General features: G+C 71.8%; 19 protein-coding genes. 17 read left to right on the top strand and 2 right to left on the bottom strand.

All coding sequences use genetic code 11. The annotated features are described in order from the left end of the window. Positions 1 to 137: 137 nt before the first annotated feature. Positions 138 to 1457, bottom strand: coding sequence for an alpha-lytic protease prodomain-containing protein (locus tag V1227_RS05875; protein WP_329791447.1), 1320 nt, complete (start codon positions 1455 to 1457; stop codon positions 138 to 140). 418 nt (positions 1458 to 1875) lie between these two features. On the opposite strand from V1227_RS05875, the gene V1227_RS05870 reads away from it, so the two are divergent. The 17 genes from V1227_RS05870 (at position 1876) to V1227_RS05790 (ending at position 16176) form a co-directional block, all read left to right on the top strand. Continuing rightward, positions 1876 to 2166: a hypothetical protein gene (locus V1227_RS05870; protein WP_329791446.1), complete on the top strand. Its 291-nt coding sequence runs from the start codon at positions 1876 to 1878 to the stop codon at positions 2164 to 2166. Between the two features lie 141 nt (positions 2167 to 2307). Beyond that, a complete protein-coding gene (locus V1227_RS05865; protein WP_329791445.1) occupies positions 2308 to 2679 on the top strand; it encodes an antibiotic biosynthesis monooxygenase family protein in 372 nt (123 codons plus the stop codon). Further along, positions 2676 to 3284 carry a SchA/CurD-like domain-containing protein gene (locus tag V1227_RS05860; protein WP_329791444.1) on the top strand — a complete coding sequence of 203 codons (609 nt, stop codon included), beginning with the start codon at positions 2676 to 2678 and terminating at the stop codon, positions 3282 to 3284. Before V1227_RS05865 ends, V1227_RS05860 begins: the two co-directional genes overlap by 4 nt. Beyond that, a complete protein-coding gene (locus tag V1227_RS05855) occupies positions 3281 to 3670 on the top strand; it encodes a cupin domain-containing protein (RefSeq protein ID WP_329791443.1) in 390 nt (129 codons plus the stop codon). The genes V1227_RS05860 and V1227_RS05855 overlap by 4 nt, the downstream gene beginning before the upstream one ends. Continuing rightward, complete coding sequence (locus V1227_RS05850; RefSeq protein ID WP_329791442.1) at positions 3667 to 4923, top strand: beta-ketoacyl-[acyl-carrier-protein] synthase family protein; 1257 nt, start codon at positions 3667 to 3669, stop codon at positions 4921 to 4923. The genes V1227_RS05855 and V1227_RS05850 overlap by 4 nt, the downstream gene beginning before the upstream one ends. Further along, a complete protein-coding gene (locus tag V1227_RS05845; RefSeq protein WP_329791441.1) occupies positions 4920 to 6176 on the top strand; it encodes a beta-ketoacyl synthase N-terminal-like domain-containing protein in 1257 nt (418 codons plus the stop codon). Before V1227_RS05850 ends, V1227_RS05845 begins: the two co-directional genes overlap by 4 nt. A gap of 1 nt (position 6177) precedes the next feature. After that, a complete protein-coding gene (locus V1227_RS05840; RefSeq protein WP_329791440.1) occupies positions 6178 to 6426 on the top strand; it encodes an acyl carrier protein in 249 nt (82 codons plus the stop codon). Continuing rightward, on the top strand, positions 6423 to 6881 hold the full coding sequence (locus V1227_RS05835; protein ID WP_329791439.1) for an SRPBCC family protein: 459 nt from the start codon (positions 6423 to 6425) through the stop codon (positions 6879 to 6881). The genes V1227_RS05840 and V1227_RS05835 overlap by 4 nt, the downstream gene beginning before the upstream one ends. Next, positions 6866 to 7195 carry a TcmI family type II polyketide cyclase gene (locus tag V1227_RS05830; RefSeq protein WP_329791438.1) on the top strand — a complete coding sequence of 110 codons (330 nt, stop codon included), beginning with the start codon at positions 6866 to 6868 and terminating at the stop codon, positions 7193 to 7195. The genes V1227_RS05835 and V1227_RS05830 overlap by 16 nt, the downstream gene beginning before the upstream one ends. Continuing rightward, positions 7188 to 8735: an FAD-dependent monooxygenase gene (locus tag V1227_RS05825; RefSeq protein WP_329791437.1), complete on the top strand. Its 1548-nt coding sequence runs from the start codon at positions 7188 to 7190 to the stop codon at positions 8733 to 8735. The genes V1227_RS05830 and V1227_RS05825 overlap by 8 nt, the downstream gene beginning before the upstream one ends. Next, positions 8732 to 9403, top strand: coding sequence for a SchA/CurD-like domain-containing protein (locus tag V1227_RS05820; protein ID WP_329791435.1), 672 nt, complete (start codon positions 8732 to 8734; stop codon positions 9401 to 9403). The genes V1227_RS05825 and V1227_RS05820 overlap by 4 nt, the downstream gene beginning before the upstream one ends. Before the next feature lie 198 nt (positions 9404 to 9601). Next, on the top strand, positions 9602 to 9976 hold the full coding sequence (locus V1227_RS05815) for a response regulator transcription factor (protein WP_329791434.1): 375 nt from the start codon (positions 9602 to 9604) through the stop codon (positions 9974 to 9976). Then, positions 9973 to 11073 carry a HEAT repeat domain-containing protein gene (locus V1227_RS05810; RefSeq protein ID WP_329791433.1) on the top strand — a complete coding sequence of 367 codons (1101 nt, stop codon included), beginning with the start codon at positions 9973 to 9975 and terminating at the stop codon, positions 11071 to 11073. Before V1227_RS05815 ends, V1227_RS05810 begins: the two co-directional genes overlap by 4 nt. Then, entirely contained in the window at positions 11070 to 12566 is a 1497-nt protein-coding gene (locus V1227_RS05805; protein ID WP_329791432.1) for a glycosyltransferase family 2 protein, read from the top strand. The genes V1227_RS05810 and V1227_RS05805 overlap by 4 nt, the downstream gene beginning before the upstream one ends. After that, complete coding sequence (locus V1227_RS05800; protein ID WP_329791431.1) at positions 12556 to 13782, top strand: sensor histidine kinase; 1227 nt, start codon at positions 12556 to 12558, stop codon at positions 13780 to 13782. Before V1227_RS05805 ends, V1227_RS05800 begins: the two co-directional genes overlap by 11 nt. A 302-nt stretch (positions 13783 to 14084) precedes the next feature. Continuing rightward, on the top strand, positions 14085 to 15572 hold the full coding sequence (locus tag V1227_RS05795; RefSeq protein WP_329791430.1) for an MFS transporter: 1488 nt from the start codon (positions 14085 to 14087) through the stop codon (positions 15570 to 15572). Beyond that, positions 15559 to 16176 (top strand): class I SAM-dependent methyltransferase, encoded by a 618-nt coding sequence (locus V1227_RS05790; protein ID WP_329791429.1) that lies wholly within the window; start codon positions 15559 to 15561, stop codon positions 16174 to 16176. Before V1227_RS05795 ends, V1227_RS05790 begins: the two co-directional genes overlap by 14 nt. A 179-nt stretch (positions 16177 to 16355) precedes the next feature. Here V1227_RS05790 and V1227_RS05785 read toward each other — a convergent pair whose 3' ends face one another. Then, positions 16356 to 16511: a hypothetical protein gene (locus tag V1227_RS05785; RefSeq protein WP_329791428.1), complete on the bottom strand. Its 156-nt coding sequence runs from the start codon at positions 16509 to 16511 to the stop codon at positions 16356 to 16358. Between the last annotated feature and the right edge of the window lie 32 nt (positions 16512 to 16543).

Genomic DNA, 16543 nt, shown 5'->3' with positions numbered 1-16543 from the left:
CTCCTGGACCCCGCTGATCAGTAAACTGATCCAACCTTCGAAGGTCATCACCACGTTCTGCAGCCGGTTTGCCCTGCCGCCCACGCGGAAACCGTCCCGACGGCAGCAGCCGTCGGGACGGTGGGAGGGTGTTGCCGTCAGATCTGCTGCCAGAGGGCAGGCGTGTTCGGCGGCTCCCACCCGGGAACGGACGTGTGTGCCTGGATCACGCGGTAGGACGCACCGCCGTAGGTGACCTGGGCGCCGGTGCCGTAGTAGGTGTACGGGGCCCACGAGTCGCCACCGCCCGGAGGCGTGGTGGTGGTCGTGGTCGTGCTGGTCGGCTGGGTGGTCGTGGTCGGGCCGGCGGAGGTCACCAGACGCAGGTTGTACGCCTGCAGGATTTCCGTCAGCGGCTGGAAGTAGATGGTGCCGCCGGTCTGGCAGTTGCCGGATCCGCCGGAGGTGACGCCCTGGGCCTGGTCGCCGGTCAGCCACGAGCCGCCGGAGTCGCCGGGCTCGGCACAGGCGTTGGTGCGGGTCAGGCCGGTGATGGTGCCCTCGGGGTAGGTGACCGAGGCGTTCTTCTGCTGGATGGTGCCGCAGCGCCAGCCGGTGGTGGAGCCGGAGCGGCAGACCGAGGAGCCGACCGGAGCTTCCTGCGAGCCCGCGACCGGGACGGTGCCGGGGTAGCGGTTGACCAGGGCGCGCGGGGTGTTGCCCGCGTCGGTGCGGACCCAGGCGTAGTCGTTGCCGGGGAAGCTGCTGCCCTGGATGGTGCCGCCGGGGTTGGACGTGCGGCCGCCGGTGGCTCCGCAGTGGCCTGCGGTGACGAAGCCGCCCTCGACGGCGAAGCCGACGGAGCAGCGGCCGCCGCCGGGGACGCCGTAGGCGTTGCCGCCGATGACGTCGATCAACGGCTTGGGGTTCTCGGTGCTGGCCTCGACTGCGACGATGTCACCGCGCAGACCCGCCTCGGCCGCCCACGTCCTGGCCTGCGCTTCCCCGCCGGCGCGGGCGAGCACGACGATCTTGTTGGCGCGCACGTCGACGTACCAGCCGGGGACGGCGTCGGGTGCGGTGGTGGCCTTGGCGTCCAGCTTGGTCTTCGCGCTGTCCAGTGCGGACGCGCTGTGCGTCGCCGTGGCGGCGACGGCACCGTGCGAGCGCACCGCGCCGGCCAGCGCCGGGTCGGTGACCGCGACGGTGAGGGTGTGGCCGGTGCCGTCCAGCCAGGACCCGGCGTAGGCCGGGCCGAGGCGGGACTTCAGCGCGGCGTCGGTCTGGCCCGCGGCCTTCTCGGCGCCGAGGCGCTCACGCGCTTGCTCCGAGGAGATGCCGAGGTCACGGGCCATCGCGGCCAGCACGGCGGGGTCAGCCGAGTCGGCAGCGGTGGCGCTGGTCGTCAGCGCCACCGCGATGGTCAGCCCGGCCGCTGTGACCGCCGCTGTGGCGGCGGCGATGAGCTTGCGGTTCATGTCCGCTCCTTGCATGCAGGGTGATTGCCCGCCGACCGTACGACGAGGGTCAGGCCAAGTGGTACATACCAATTGGCCATAAGATCGACGCGCACCACCCGTGCTCGACGAATCCTCGCTGCGCCCTCGCGGCGAACGCGACCGTCCTATTGCGACGGACAGGAAGTGCCGTCGGCGGCAACCTCACCGGATAGTGGAATGAGCGCTCGATCGGGCAGTGGAACGCGGTGGCGGCCTACCCGCCGCGCACGCCGCAGGAGGCTTCCTCCCTCGGACGGGGCGGCATTGCGCTCGATCGAGGGTTGGACCAGCCGGATCGGCTTGCCGGATGCATCCTGAGGTACTCGGTGGCGGCCAAACACCCCGCCGCGGCACGGCGAAGCACCGTGTCCCAGCGTGTCCAGGAGAGGACGACCCGATGTCGCGTTTGCCTCGCACGGCCGGTCTGACCGGCATGGTGCTCACTGCCGCAGCTTTGTTCTCGTTCACGGGGCCGCCCGCCCAGGCCGATCCCGGCATCTGCATCGACCACGTGATGGAGAACGGGTACAAGGCGACCGCCAACGTGCTCAAGGCGTGCAAGGTCGCGAAGACGGGCAAAACAGACGACGTCAGGACATGCCGCCGGATGTTGCACGCAGAGGGTGTGCGGAACGCGGTGGCTTCGCACGCCTGCCGGATCGCTTCCCACCCGGAACCGTCTTCCTGAGCGATTCCCGAGGTTTGTCCTCTCGATCGAGTGGATGTTCAGCCTGGTGGCCGACCCCGACTTGCTGGCGGGTGCGGGTAGATCAACCCTCGGTCACAACGAGGTTGCCCGTTCGTCCTAAGCAGACCCCGAGGAGACGAGATGGCGTCGACAGCGGATCACACGCCTGGATGCAACCGGTTGCGGGTGATCTTCCGCGTGCGCGTGCCGGGCGCGGAGCAGGACCGCTTCCTCGACGCCTACCGCCGGATCAGGTACCAGGTGTCGCAAGTGGAGGGTTACCTCGGCGACCAGGTGTGCCAGTCGGAGGGCGATCCCGAGGACTGGGTGATCACCAGCGAGTGGGCGAGCGCCGCGCACTTCCACGCGTGGGAGCGCGGCGCCGACCACCGGCGGCTGGCGGCCCCGCTGGTCGCGTGCACGACGGCGCGGGAGTCCTCGCGCTACCACGTCCGCCTGAGCACCGCGCCGGGCGCCGAAGCCGATAGACAACTGCTGGAGGCGAAGTCGTGAACCGCTATGCGTTGACGTTCCCGGTGCGGCCGGAGTCGGAGGCTGCGGTGGCCGAGATCCTGGCGGACTACGCCGGGCCCCCGCCCGGCCGGCCGCAGGCCGCTCGCCCGCTGCTGGACCGCACGTCGGTCTTCATGGCCGGACCCGTGGTGGTGCGGGTCGTGGACATCGTCTGCCCGCCGGAGGTGGCGATCCGGCACCTGGCCGCGCAGCCGCAGATCCAGGCCGTGGAGCAGCGGTTGCGGCCGCACCTGGTGCAGGACCGCGACCTGTCCGACGCCGACGGCCGGCGGCGTTTCCTGGCCGGGTCGGTGATGCGGGTGGTCGCCTCCCGCAACGGCCACGCCGGCCATCTGCCCCGTGCGGCGGCGTTCTACCGGGCGTTGCCGGGCAAGGCCGGCGAGGTGGCCCGGCTGCTCGCTGACGAAGGCTCGGATTCCGGTTGCGGCACGACGGTGTTCCGGCGAAGGGACGTGGTCGTGCACCTGGTGGAGTCCTCGGACGGCATGCCTGCCGTGCCGCTCGCGGACAGGCTCGCGCCGCTGGTGGACGTGGCGTGCCCGATGTCGCTGGTGACCGACCGAGTGGTGGGGGCGGTGGCATGACCGGCCAGCTCCACCGGGCGATCAGCCCGGACGACGTCGCGCCCAACACCCACCGCGGTGGCGACATCCGCGTCCTGCTCGGTCCGGCGACGGTCTGCGCCACCTCCGGGTTCATGGGGATCGTGCTGGTCGGGCCGGGCGAACAGGTCAACGAGCACTACCACCCGTACTCCGAGGAGTTCCTCTACGTCGTCGAGGGCTCGGTGGTGCTGGACCTGGACGACGTACCGCACGAGGTGAGCGCGGACCAGGCGATCCTGGTGCCGATCGGGGTGCGGCACCGCCTGCGCAACACCGGGACGTCACCGGCGCGCGTGCTGTTCCAGCTGTCCCCGTTGGCGCCCCGGCCGGAACTGGGGCACGTGGACACGGAGCAGGCGTCATGAGGCGCCGGGTGGCGGTCACCGGCCTGGGGGTGGTGGCACCGGGCGGCATCGGGACGAAGGGCTTCTGGGAGCTGATCACCTCCGGGCGCACCGCCACCCGGCCGATCACCCTGTTCGACCCGGAGGGCTTCCGGTCGAGGATCGCCGCCGAGTGCGACTTCGACCCGGTGCTCGCGGGCCTGACCAGCGCGGAGATCACCCGGATGGACCGCTACGTCCAGTTCGCCGCCGTCGCCGCCGACGAGGCGTGGCGACAGGCGCAGGTGGCCGTCGCGGACCCGTGGCGGGTGGGTGTGTCCATGGGTTCCGCCGTGGGCGGCACGACGCTGCTCGAGCAGGACTACGTGGCCACCTCGCAGCGCGGGCAGCGGTGGTTGGTCGACGCGGACGCGGCCTCGCCGTTCCTGCACTGCGCCCTGTCCCCCGCCACGCTGGCCGCGGAGGTCGCCGACCGGGTCGGCGCGTGCGGGCCGGTGCGGACGGTGTCCAGCGGGTGCACGGCCGGGCTGGACGCGGTGGGCCACGGCGCCCGCCTCATCGAGGAAGGCCGGGCCGACGTGGTGCTGGCCGGGGCTTCGGAGTCCCCGATCTCGCCGATCACGGTGGCCTGCTTCGACGCGATCCGCGCGACCTCGGCGCGCAACGACGACCCCGCGCACGCGGCTCGGCCGTTCGACCGCGACCGGGACGGGTTCGTGCTCGGTGAGGGTGCGGCCGTGCTGGTGCTGGAGGAGCTCGGCCACGCCCGCCGCCGGGGAGCGGAGGTGCTGGCGCAGGTCGAGGGCTTCGCCACCCGCAGCAACGCCTACCACATGACCGGCCTGACAGCGGAGGGCGTGGAGATGGCCGAGGCCGCGCGGCGCGCGCTGGACCACGCCGCGGTGGCGCCGGCGGAGATCGGCTACATCAACGCGCACGGCTCGGGCACCCGGCAGAACGACCGGCACGAGACCGCCGCGTTCCACCGGCTGCTGGGTGAGCACGCGCACCAGGTGCCGGTGAGCTCGATCAAGTCGATGATCGGCCACTCGCTGGGCGCGATCGGCTCCGTCGAACTGGCCGCCTGCGCGCTGGCGCTCGTCCACGGCGTGGTCCCGCCGACCGCCAACCTGGACACGCCGGACCCCGAGTGCGACCTGGACTACGTGCCGCACACCGCGCGGGAACGCCGGCTGGACGTGGTGCTGTCGGTCGGCAGCGGCTTCGGCGGGTTCCAGTCCGCGGTGGTGCTGACGAGAGCGGGGCGGCCATGAGCCCCGCGGCCACCCGTTCCGCGCCCGTCGTGACCGGTCTCGGTGTGATCGCCCCGAGCGGTCTCGGGGTCGGCGAGTTCTGGCCCGCGGTGCGCGACGGGCACCTGGCGCTCGCGCCGATCGGGCGGTTCGAGCCCAACCCCTACCCCGTCACCGTGGCGGGCGAGGTGGCCGGGTTCGAACCGGCCGGGTGGGTCGAACCGCGGATCACCGTGCAGACCGACCGGTTCACGCACTTCGCCCTCGCCGCCGCCGACCTGGCGCTGCGCGACGCCGTGCTGCACCCGGCGGCGGTGGAGCCCTTCGAGTTCGGCGTGATGACGGCCAGCTACAGCGGCGGCGTGGAGTTCGGCCAGAGGGAGATCGAACAGCTGTGGCGGCACGGACCCGAGCACGTGGGGCCCTACCAGTCGATCGCCTGGTTCTACGCCGCGTGCTCCGGCCAGGTCTCCATCGGCAACGGCCTGCGCGGCCCGTCCGGGGTGCTGGTCGCCGACGAGGCGGGCGGACTGGACGCCCTCGCCGCTGCGGGCAGTGAGCTGCGACGAGGCGCGCGGGCCATGCTCGTCGGTGGCGCGGAAGCCCCGTTCTGCCCGTACGCGCTGTGCTGCCAGCTCGGGTTGGGGCTGCTCAGCACGTCCGGCGATCCGGCCACGGCCTACCAGCCGTTCACCGAGCGGGCCGGCGGGTTCGCGCCCGCCGAGGGCGGGGCCATGCTCGTCGTGGAGGACGCCGGCGCCGCGCACCGCCGGGGCGCCGACGTGAAAGCGGTGGTGGCGGGGCACGGCGCGACCTACACCGGCCGGCGGCGGTTCGACCGGTCGGCGCAGGGTCTGCTGCGGGCCGCCACGGCCGCGCTGACCGAAGCGGGTCTGACCCCCGACGACGTGGACGCCGTGTTCCTCGACGCGATGGCCGACCCGCACGCCGACGCCGCCGAAGCCGAGGCGTTGCGCCTGCTGCTGGGAGAGCGCGCGAACCGGGTGCCGGTGACCGCGCCCAAGGCCGGGTACGGGCGCTGCTACGCCGCCGCGGCCGTGCTCGACGTCGCCACCGCGGTGCTGGCCCTCGAACACGGTCTCGTACCGCCCACACCGGGCGTGCGCGACTGCCGGTTCGACCTCGACCTGGTCACCGGCGTCGCCCGTCCGGTCGACCTGCGCACCGTCCTGGTGCTGTCCCGCGGTGTGTACGGCGGGAACTCGGCGCTCGTGCTGCGCCATCCGGAATCACCGACCAGCGGAGGTATGTGACGTGGACACCAGGCTTTCCCCCGACGACCTGGCAGCGCTGATCAGCCGGTGCACCGGCGTTCCCGTGACCGGCGAGCAGGTCACCGACCCCGGCCACACCTTCGACGACCTCGGCGTGGACTCCCTCGGCCTGATGGGCGTGCTGTCCGAGCTGCAACGCCACCACGGCGTGGCCAAGGACGCCGATCTGCGACCGCACCAGTCGCCGCGCGAGCTGCTGGCCCTGCTGCCCGGGGAGGTCCGGGGATGAGCGGCCACACCGAGAACGAGATCGTCATCGACGCGCCGATGGAGCTGGTGTGGGAACGCACCAACGACGTCGAGCGCTGGCCGGAGCTGTTCAGCGAGTACGCCTCGGTCGAGGTGCTCGAACGCGACGGCGACCGCGTGCTGTTCCGCCTGACGATGCACCCGGACCCGGCCGGCAAGGTGTGGAGCTGGGTGTCCGAGCGCGTCGCGGACCAGGCCGGCAGGACGGTCACCGCCCGGCGCGTCGAGACCGGGCCGTTCGAGCGGATGAACATCCGCTGGACCTACGAACAACTCGACACGGGCGTGCGCATGCGCTGGACGCAGGACTTCGCGATGAAACCCGACGCGCCGGTGGACGACGAAGCCATGACCAAGCGCATCAACGACAACAGCCGCGTCCAGATGGAGCTGATCAAGCGGAAGGTCGAGGAGGTCGCGTGCACCGCACCCTGATCGTCGCCCGCATGGTCCCCGGGGCCGCCGACGAGGTGGCCGCCGTGTTCGCCGACTCCGACCGCCGTTCCGACCTGCCCGCCGCGCTCGGCGTGCGGGGGCGCAGTCTGTTCCGGTTCGGTGAGCTCTACCTGCACCTGGTGGAGAGCGACCGCCCGTTGGCGGAGGCGATGGCCGCGCACCGCGACGACCCCCGCTTCCGGCGGATCAGCCAGGACCTGAGCCCGTTCGTCACCGCCTACGACCCCGAGGCGTGGCGCGAGCCCAAGGACGCGATGGCGCACGAGTTCTACCGTTGGGAGCGCCATGTCTGAGGCCCCGGTGCTGATCGCGGGCGGCGGCGTGACGGGTCTGTCCGCCGCCGTGTTCCTGGCCTGGTACGGCGTGCCGGCCTTGCTGGTGGAACGCCATGCCGAGCCGTCGACCGATCCGAGGGCGCGGGCGCTCAACCCCCGCACGATGGAGCTCTATCGTGCCGTGGGTCTGGAGCAGGCCATCGGGCAGGTGCGGTCGCCGATCGCCGACCACACCGTCGTCGCCCACGCCGAAACCCTGGCGGGCCCGGAACTGCGGCGGCTGCCCAACCGCCTCGACACCGGCTCCGACTCGCTGAGCCCCTGCCGGTGGGCCGCGATCGACCAGAACCAGCTCGAACCACTGCTGCGCGCACACGCCGTGCAAACCGGCGCGGACGTGCGCTACCACCACGAGGTGGTGGCGGTGGACAACGAGCCCGACGGCGTTGTCGCGGTGGTGCTCGATCACCGCACCGGACGGGAAGAGCGTGTTCGTGCCGGGCACCTCATCGTGGCGGACGGTGCGCACAGCCCCGTTCGCCGCATGCTCGACGTCGGGCAGGACGATTCGGACCTCCTGGCGCGCAAGGTCAACATCTACTTCGACGCCGATCTCCGCGAACCGCTGCGCGGGCGCAAGATCGTCGCGCTGACCGTGCGCAACCCCGCCGTGCACGGGTTCCTCACGTCCATCGACGGCGCGAAGCGGTGGCGGTTCGCCGTCTCCCTGCGACCGGGTGACGACGTCGCCGACTTCACCGAGGAGCGGTGCGTGTACCTGCTGCGCACCGCCATCGGCCTCGAAGACCTTCCGATCGTGATCGACCACGTGTCCGAGACCCCGTGGGAGATCTCCGGCCAGGTCGCCCACCGCATGCGCGCCGGCCGGGCGTTCATCGCCGGCGACGCCGCCCACGTCATGCCGCCCGTGGGCACCTTCGGCGTGGCGACCGCTGTCCAGGACGTCTTCAACCTGGCGTGGAAGATCGCCCTGCACCACCGCGGCGTGGCCGGCCCGGGCCTGCTGGCCACCTACGAGACCGAACGCCTCCCCGTGGCCCGGCACACCACCGCGCTGACCGTCGAGCGGTACGGTCTGGTCAACGGCAAGCCGGGCGACGCACGCGACAGCGCCGTCCGCCAGCGGGCGACGATGTTCGGCTACACCTACCCCGAGGGGGCTTTCGTCCCGGACGGCTCCCCCGCTCCGCACCCGGTGGAAGACCCCGACCACCCCACCGCCGCACCGGGCTGCCGCGCACCTCACGTCACCGTGGAGCGCAACGGCACCGCACTGTCCACTGTCGACTTCATGGGACGCGGCCTGGTGCTCGTCACCGGCCGGCAGCAGGCCGCGAACTTCTCGGACGTCCCGATCGAACACCACCGCATCGGCGACACCCTGCACGATCCCACCGGCGAGTTCACCCGCCGCTACGGCATCACCGACGACGGGGCCGTCCTGATCCGTCCGGACGGGTTCGTCGCCTGGCGCAGCCCGGCGGCACCCCGTCCCGACGCCCTGCGGGCCGTGGTCGACCGAGTGCTGTTCCGATGAACGAGCAACTCCTCACCGGCCACTGCGGTGGTTTTCCGGCCGTCACGATGACCGGAAGCCGAACCGTGGACCGCTATGCGTTGACGTTCCGGGTCCGGGCCGGATCGGAGGCGGTCGTGGCCGAGATCCTCTCCGATTGCGCGGCCCTTGCCGTGTGCGGGCCGGAGCCGGGGTGGTCGCTGCTGGAACGCACGTCCGCCTTCATGGCAGGGCGTGTCGTGGTGCGGGTCGTGGACATCACCTGCCCTCCTTCCGAAGCCGTCCGGCACCTGGCGGGACAACCCCGGGTGCAGGCAGTGGAGCAGCGGCTGCGGCCGCACCTGGTCCACGACAGCGAGGTGACCGACGAGGCGAGCCTGCGCCGGTTCGCGGCGACCTCCGTGATGCGGGTGGCGTCCGGCAACGGCCGCACCGGCCGGCTGCCGCGCAGGGCCGTTCTGTACGAGGCGCTGCCCGGGCACGCCGGCGAGCTGGCCCGGCGGCTCGCCGGCATCACCGTGGCCTCCGGTGGAACCACCGTGTTCCGGCGCCGCGACCTGGTGGTGCACCTGATCGAATCGGACGACGAGACACCACCGGTGCCGCTGATCGGCCTGGTCACGCCGTTCGCTCGGCTGGCACTGCCGATGACCCTGGTGACCGACCGTTCGGTGGGGGCGGTGGCGTGATCCGGGCCGGTGTCGCGCTTGTCCCGTAGCCACGTGCTCTGCGGCTGACTCCCAGGCCGCCGAGCGTCTGCCGGCGAACGACGACGGCGGGACGTCCCGCCGTGCCGATGCGGTGGTCACGCGGTTGAAGTACCCCGATCGACTGAATGGCCCAGTTCGGGGTACTTCGAATGCGACGCCGAGAACCTGGGAGTTCCCATGACCACCGTGCTCGTCGCCGACGACGACGCCGACGTCCGGGACGTCGTGGTGTTCAAGCTCGAGCAAGCGGGCTACGACGTGCTCGTCGCCGAGGACGGCGCCACCGCCCTGGCCATGGCCCGCAGCGCGATGCCGGACATCGCTGTCCTGGACGTGATGATGCCCAGGATGACCGGGTTGGACGTCTGCCGGGAGTTGCGCGCGGCGGAGGCCACCGCGGCCATACCGGTGATCCTGTTGACCGCCCGCGCCCAGGAGAGCGATGTCGAGGGCGGCTTCGATTGGGGCGCGGACGACTACCTGACCAAACCGTTCAGCCCCCGTGAGCTGGCCAGCCGGGTTCGCGCCGTCCTGGCCCGCAGTCGGCGATGACCTCGCCCGTGTCCCCGTCGGTCGACCGCGACCTGTTGGTCGTCGCTGCGTTGTGCTTGGCCGTCGTGCTCGTCGCCCTCGCCCTGGCAGTCCTCGTCGGCCGGTGGTGGCTGCGGGTCACCGACGCACGCCGTGCGCGCCGCGTGGCGTCCGCTCGTCCGTGGCTGGTCCAGTTGGTCGCAGGAGATGACGAGGACCCCGTGGTGGTGGAGCGGCTGGTCGCGGTGGATCCGCGCACATGGCGTGCCCTGGAGCCGGTTGCGGTCGCCATGCTCGGCAAGGTGCGCGGCGAGGCGCGAACGGCCGTGGTCGGCCTGCTCGAACGCCGAGGTTCGGTGGAGCGGGCGATGCGCGGTGTGCATCGGCGCAGCGCCGTGGTGCGTGCCCGGTCGGCCCACCTGCTCGGCGCGGTGGGGGGACCAGGGGTGACGGTGCAGCTCGTGCGGCTGCTGGGTGACCGGGACATGGAAGTACGCGCGGTGGCGGTGCGTGCCCTTGGCCGGTTGGCCGACCCGATGTCGGCGACAGCGCTCGTGCACGGCCTGCTGCGCACGCCCCCGCTGCCGCACCACCTGGTGATGGCCGCCTTGCGGCGGATCGGTCCGGCGGCGGTTCGATCGCTGCTCGCCGCGGCGGATCAGGCCGACGACCTCGTCCGCGCCCAGGTCGCCGAGGCTCTCGGCTTGATCGGCGCGGTGGCGACGGCACCGGTGCTCGTCGCGATGCTGCGCACCGACCGCTCCACCGAGGTGCGCCTGCGCGCGGCCCGCGCTCTCGGGCGCATCGGCGCTCCTGTCTCGGTCGACGACGTCATCGCCGCCACCTCCGCTCGCGAGCCGCTCGCGCTGCGGGTGACGGCGGCCGAGGCCCTGGGCGCGCTGGGGGCGCGGCGCGCCGTTCCCGTGCTGGCCGATCTGGTCGACGACCCCGTGCACTGGGTCGCGCACACGGCCGCGGCGTCCCTGGCCGCGATCCGTCCTTACGGCGTGGCCGCCCTCGCGCGGCTGGCCGGCCGTTCGGGTTCGGCCGCACGCCACGCCCAGGAGGCCCTGATGGCGGCGAACGCCAAGAGGTTGCTCGCGACGGTGCGGCCGTGATCGCGCTGGACATCGTCAGCACCGTCATCGTGGTGGCCAACTGGTTCGTGTTGGCCTACTTCCTGCTGCTCAACACGAGCTACCTCGGTCTGATCCTGCTCGCGGTGCGCGAGTTCCGCCGCCACCTCCGGCGCCGCCCCTACGCGGGTTTCGACGAGGCGTACACCAACCCGCTGACGCTCGGGGTGTCGGTGGTGATGCCGGCGCACAACGAGGAGGCGACGATCGTCGAGAGCGTCAACGCCATGCTGGCCCTGCGACACCCCCTGTTCGAAGTCGTGGTCGTCGACGACGGCTCCACCGACAGCACGTTCGAGGTGTTGCGGGCCCACTTCGGCCTGGTGGAGATTCCGCGGGTGGTGCCGGACGACGTGCCCACCCGCGGCGTCATCACCGCGGTGTACGCCCCGCCCGCGGCGGTGCCGCTGGTCGTGGTCCGCAAGGAGAACGGCGGCAAGGCCTCGGCGAACAACACCGGCATCAACGTCGCGGTCCAACCGCTGGTCTGCATGGTCGACGCGGACTCGCTGCTCGACCCGGACGCCCTGCTGGCGGTGGCCAGGCCTTTCGGTGACGACCCCGAGCACGTGGTCGCCACCGGCGGTGTCGTGCGCGCGGTCAACGACAGCACCGTCGTCGCCGGTCGCGTGACCGAGCTGCGCATGCCGAGGACCTGGCTGGCACGCACGCAGGTCGTGGAGTACCTGCGTGCGTTCCTGCTGGGACGCTCCGGGTGGTCGGCCCTCAACGCCCTCGTCGTCGTCTCCGGCGCCTTCGGCCTGTTCCGGCGCGACGTCCTGGTGGAGACCGGTGGACTGGACGTGGACACGATCGGGGAGGACGCCGAGCTCGTCGTCCGCCTGCACCGCTGGTTGCGCGACCACCGGCGGCGCGCCAGGGTCGTGTTCGTTCCCGAACCGGTGGCCTGGACCGAGGTACCGGAGTCGCTGCGGGTTCTCGGCCGCCAACGGCGCCGCTGGTCGCGAGGTCTCGCGGAGGTCCTCTGGAAGCACCGGAGGATGATCGGGAACCCGGCGTACGGCGCGGTCGGCACGCTGGCGCTGCCGTTCTACGTGCTGTTCGAGTTGCTGGCGCCGGTGGTCGAGCTGTTCGGGCTCGTCGCCCTCGTCGTCGGTTTGCTGCTCGGGGCCGTCGACTGGACCTTCGCCGTGCTGTTCTTCCTGGTGGCGCTCGGCTACGGCGTCGCGCTCTCCCTTGTCGCCCTCGTGGTGGAGGAGTACTCGTTCCACCGCTATCGAGGCTGGCGGGACCTGGCGGTCGCCCTCGCGGTGGCAGTCGTCGAGAACATCGGCTACCGGCAGTTGACCGCGGTGTGGCGGCTGCGCGGCCTGGTGGACGTCCTGCGTGGCGGGAAGGCCGAGTGGGGCCGGATGACGCGGGTGGGATTCGCCAGCGCCGAGCCCGCGGGCGGTCCCGTGCCCGGCTCGGGACCGGTGACACATCCCGGAGAGGTGCTGCCAGATGGCCGTTGAGCAGCGCGACCGCGACTCCGTGCTGGCCGAGTACGGCATCGAGGACCTGGGGCGCCGATCCGACCTGGAAGCCCTCGCGGAACTGGCCGCGCAGGTCTGCGGCGTGCCCCACGGTGCGGTCAACCTGATCGGCGAGCACCTCCAGCACCAGGTGGCGGCGGTCGGGATCTCCCCCTCGATCTGCTCGCGGGAGGACTCGATGTGCGCCGTCTCGATCGTCACACCGGAGCCGGTCGAGGTGCCCGACGCACGGCAGGACCCCCGCTTCGCCACCAACCCCTTCGTCACGGGCCGGATCGCGTCGGTCCGGTTCTACGCCGCGAGCCGGCTGCAGGCACCCTCCGGAGCTGTGCTCGGCACCTTGTGCGTGTTCGACGACGTGCCCCGCCGACTGGACCGGCGACAGCGGCGCAGCCTGGACCTGCTGGCCCACCAGGCCGTCGACGTGCTGGAGCTGCAGCGGTCCAGTCTGGCGCTCGCCCGCGCCGTGAAGGAGCTGACCGCGGCCCGGGCCGAGTTGCTGCGCTCCAACAGCGAACTCGCCGACTTCGCCGGACGGGTCAGCCACGACCTGCGCAACCCGCTCGCCGGCATCGTCGGGTTCCTCGAACTGCTCTCCGACCACCCTGCTGTCGTGGGCGCTCCGACCGCCGGGCGACTGGTCGGACGCAGCAGGGGCGCCGCCAACCGCATGCACGCCCTGGTCGACGGACTGCTGGAGTACGCGAAGCTCGGCGGGCAACTGAAGTACGGGTCCGTGGACCTCGGCGCCCTCCTCGCCGACCTCATCGACGACCGCGCCACCGGCGCGGAAACCGAGACGATGGACCTGGACCTCGAACCGCTTCCGACGGTCCGCGGCGACGAGACGCACCTCCGAGCACTGCTGCAGAACATCGTCGGCAACGCGGTCCGCTTCGCACGCCCCGACCGGCGGCTCGTCGTGCGGATCCGCGCGAAGCACCGCGGCGAGTTCGTGCGCGTCGAGATCGCCGACAACGGCAGGGGCATCCCGCCTGAACGCCGCGAGGAGGCCTTCGGACTGCTGAGCCAGGTGCACCAGCACGGCACCGTGGAGGGCGGCACGGGCATCGGACTGGCCACCTGCCGCCGCGTCGTCACCGCCCACGGCGGCACGATCGGACTGTCCGACGGCATCGACGGCGGCCTCACCGTCTGGTTCACGCTTCCCACTGGCTCAGCTGGGCGCGGTTGATCAAGCACGTCAAACGCCGTTGACCGCGCTCCGCGACGATCTCGATCCCGAGATGGCCGTCTGATCGGGACAGTGCACGCACCCGGACGGTCGCTCGTCAGTTTCATCGCCAACGCCCGACGAGCGGCACCGGCTTTCGGCTAACGTGAGCCTGCCCGGCAGGACCTGTGCTTCTACAACCACAGGATGATTCACAAGCGTCTGAAGGATGAGGTGTCACGGATCGGAATTGGCCAAACTAGGACCGTGCACCACCATCTGCTTGAGGCCAACTGCTCGTGACCATTTCTCCCAGTCCACTGGTGGGCAGGCGCTGGCTCGTGCTGGCGATCTTGTGCGCCAGTCTGCTGCTCGTGTCCGTGGACGCCACGGTGCTGCACATGGCCTTGCCCGCGCTGGCGGAGGACCTGCGGCCCACCGCCACCAGCCAGCTGTGGATCATCGCGGTCTACTCGCTGGTCGCGGCTCCCCTGCTGCTCGCCTTCGGCACGCTGGGCGACCGTTACGGCCGGCGCCGGATCCTGGTGCTCGGATACGTCGTGTTCGGACTGGCCTCGCTGGCTTGCGCGTGGGCACCGAACGTCGCGGTGCTGATCGCGGCGCGGGCCGTGCTCGGCGTCGGCGGCGCGATGATCATGCCGGCCACGCTGTCACTGCTGCGCCAGGCGTTTCCCGACCGTGCCGAACGCCAGACGGCCATCGGCATCTGGAGCGGGGTGGCCGGTTCGGGGGCGGTGCTCGGACCGCTGCTCGGCGGCTTCCTGGTGGAGACGTTCTCCTGGCACGCCGCGTTCCTGATCAACGTGCCGGTGATGATCGCGGCGATTCCGCTGACCTTCTGGCTGATCCCGGAGTCCGCGGACCCGCCGGACGGACCGTGGGACGTGCTCAGCGCCGTGCTGGCCGCGCTGGGCGTCATCGGCGTCGCCTTCGCGGTCAAGCAGACCCCGCACGGCGGGACGATGTACGTGCTCGGCCCGGTCGCCGGGCTGCTCGGGTGCCTGTTGCTCGTGGCGTTCGTCCGGCGGCAACGAAGACTGCCTGTTCCGCTGCTCGACGTGTCGCTGTTCCGCGACCGCGCGTTCAGCGTCGCGGTCGGCAGCGTCCTGCTGGTCCTGACCTCGCTGGTCGGCCTGGGCCTGTTGTTCGCCCAGTACCTGCAGCTCGTGCTCGCGCTGCAGCCCATGCCCGCCGCGCTGCGGCTGATGTTCGTCATGGGCTCGGCGGTCATCGGCAGCATCGTCGCCGGGCCGTTGTTGCAGCGGTTCGGGAATCGCCGGATGACGGTCGCCGGGTTCGCTGTCAGCGCCGTGGCCTTGGCGGCAGCGGCCGCGGGTCTGACGGTGCACGAGAACCTGTGGCTGCTCGGGCCGGTGCTGGCGGCGACCGGGTTCGGTGTCTCGATCTCGCTCACCGCCGCCTCCGACGCCTTGCTCGCCGCCGCACCGGCCGAGCAGGCGGGCGCGGCGGCCGCTGTGGAGGAGACCGCCTACGAGCTCGGCGCCGGCCTCGGCGTCACGGTTCTGGGCAGCATCGCCACCCTGATCTACTCAGCCAGCCTTCCCGGCGTGGCGGCGCAAGCGCGTGACGGCCTCACCGAGGCGACCGCCGCTGCCGCCGCCCTACCGCCCGAAGCGGGCTCCCAGCTGCTCGAGCTCGCCCGTGCCGCGTTCGTGACAGGTCTGCGAGCCGCGATGGTGGTCGGCGTCGTCCTGTTCGTCCTCGCCACGATCGCCGCGGCACGCGCACTGCCCAAGACGAAGGAATCACACAACGATGACCGAGCTTGACCTCAAGACCAGCACGACAGATCCGGCCCGGCCGGGTGTCCGCGGCGGCTGGCGCACCCCCGACCGCCTGTACCGGCTGATCAGCAGCCCGGTCCTGCGCATGATCCTCGGGTGGGACCTCCCCCGCTACGACCTGCGGGTGGTCGAGCGCCGCGCCGGCACGATCTGCATGGAGGTCGGTAGCGGCGGCGGCTTCTACACCACGGCACTCAAAACCCACCTGGGCAGCGAGAACACCCTGATCGCCCTCGACCCGTCACCCTCGGCCATGCAGTTGCTGCAGCACCGGCTGGACGGCGTGCCCGGTGCTCGGATGTCCTACCTGGCCGGTGACGGTTGCAAGCTGCCCCTGGCCGACGACCAGGCCGACACCCTGTTCTACGGCTACAGCCTCGAGGAGATGCCCGACCCGCTGGCGGCCATGCGGGAGGCGCACCGGGTGCTCCGGCCGGGCGGGGAGCTCGTCCTGTTCCTGTGGCGACCCGTGTTCACCCGGCATCGCCGCCGCCCGGTCGTCGCCCTTCTGGACGAGCTCTTCGAACGCCGTCGCACCTCGGCCGGCCCGCAGAACATCCGCCTGGTGTACCGCAAGCCCGCTGAGTGACCGCATCAGGCGGCTGTGGACCCCGCTGCACGTCGACAGGTCGCACCTGCCTCGACCGGGTGTGCCGGCCTACCCCCTGAGCACGGTCACCACGGCGGGCCGGGCTCAGGGGGACCTGTCAGACCGACGGGCGGGGCAGCTCCGCGCCGAAGGTGAACCGGTCGTGCCACTTCGCGCCGTCACCGTCCGCATCGGACACCAGCCTGCTTCACGGTCGCCGACACCACGGCTGACGGCGCGCTCGCGTTGAGCGCCGCGTTCACCGCGAAGACCCGGTAATGCCACGTCGAGCCGACAGCGAGCGCGGCGCGGCGGGACAGCACACCGCTGCGCATTTTGTCACTTGCAGTGTTTCGCGCCGCCGCAG

It is taken from the genome of Lentzea sp. DG1S-22, assembly GCF_036321065.1.
Taxonomy (GTDB): domain Bacteria; phylum Actinomycetota; class Actinomycetes; order Mycobacteriales; family Pseudonocardiaceae; genus Lentzea; species Lentzea jiangxiensis.
This window is presented reverse-complemented; position numbering and strand designations above follow the sequence as displayed.

Excerpts from the sequence above, each read along its gene's own strand:
- V1227_RS05810 (WP_329791433.1), top strand. The coding sequence starts at position 9,973 with ATGACCTCGCCCGTGTCCCCGTCGGTCGACCGCGACCTGTTGGTCGTC.
- V1227_RS05785 (WP_329791428.1), bottom strand. The coding sequence starts at position 16,511 with ATGCGCAGCGGTGTGCTGTCCCGCCGCGCCGCGCTCGCTGTCGGCTCG.
- V1227_RS05870 (WP_329791446.1), top strand. The coding sequence starts at position 1,876 with ATGTCGCGTTTGCCTCGCACGGCCGGTCTGACCGGCATGGTGCTCACT.
- V1227_RS05825 (WP_329791437.1), top strand. The coding sequence starts at position 7,188 with ATGTCTGAGGCCCCGGTGCTGATCGCGGGCGGCGGCGTGACGGGTCTG.
- V1227_RS05875 (WP_329791447.1), bottom strand. The coding sequence starts at position 1,457 with ATGAACCGCAAGCTCATCGCCGCCGCCACAGCGGCGGTCACAGCGGCC.
- V1227_RS05865 (WP_329791445.1), top strand. The coding sequence starts at position 2,308 with ATGGCGTCGACAGCGGATCACACGCCTGGATGCAACCGGTTGCGGGTG.
- V1227_RS05855 (WP_329791443.1), top strand. The coding sequence starts at position 3,281 with ATGACCGGCCAGCTCCACCGGGCGATCAGCCCGGACGACGTCGCGCCC.
- V1227_RS05820 (WP_329791435.1), top strand. The coding sequence starts at position 8,732 with ATGAACGAGCAACTCCTCACCGGCCACTGCGGTGGTTTTCCGGCCGTC.
- V1227_RS05850 (WP_329791442.1), top strand. The coding sequence starts at position 3,667 with ATGAGGCGCCGGGTGGCGGTCACCGGCCTGGGGGTGGTGGCACCGGGC.
- V1227_RS05790 (WP_329791429.1), top strand. The coding sequence starts at position 15,559 with ATGACCGAGCTTGACCTCAAGACCAGCACGACAGATCCGGCCCGGCCG.
- V1227_RS05800 (WP_329791431.1), top strand. The coding sequence starts at position 12,556 with ATGGCCGTTGAGCAGCGCGACCGCGACTCCGTGCTGGCCGAGTACGGC.
- V1227_RS05845 (WP_329791441.1), top strand. The coding sequence starts at position 4,920 with ATGAGCCCCGCGGCCACCCGTTCCGCGCCCGTCGTGACCGGTCTCGGT.
- V1227_RS05815 (WP_329791434.1), top strand. The coding sequence starts at position 9,602 with ATGACCACCGTGCTCGTCGCCGACGACGACGCCGACGTCCGGGACGTC.
- V1227_RS05835 (WP_329791439.1), top strand. The coding sequence starts at position 6,423 with ATGAGCGGCCACACCGAGAACGAGATCGTCATCGACGCGCCGATGGAG.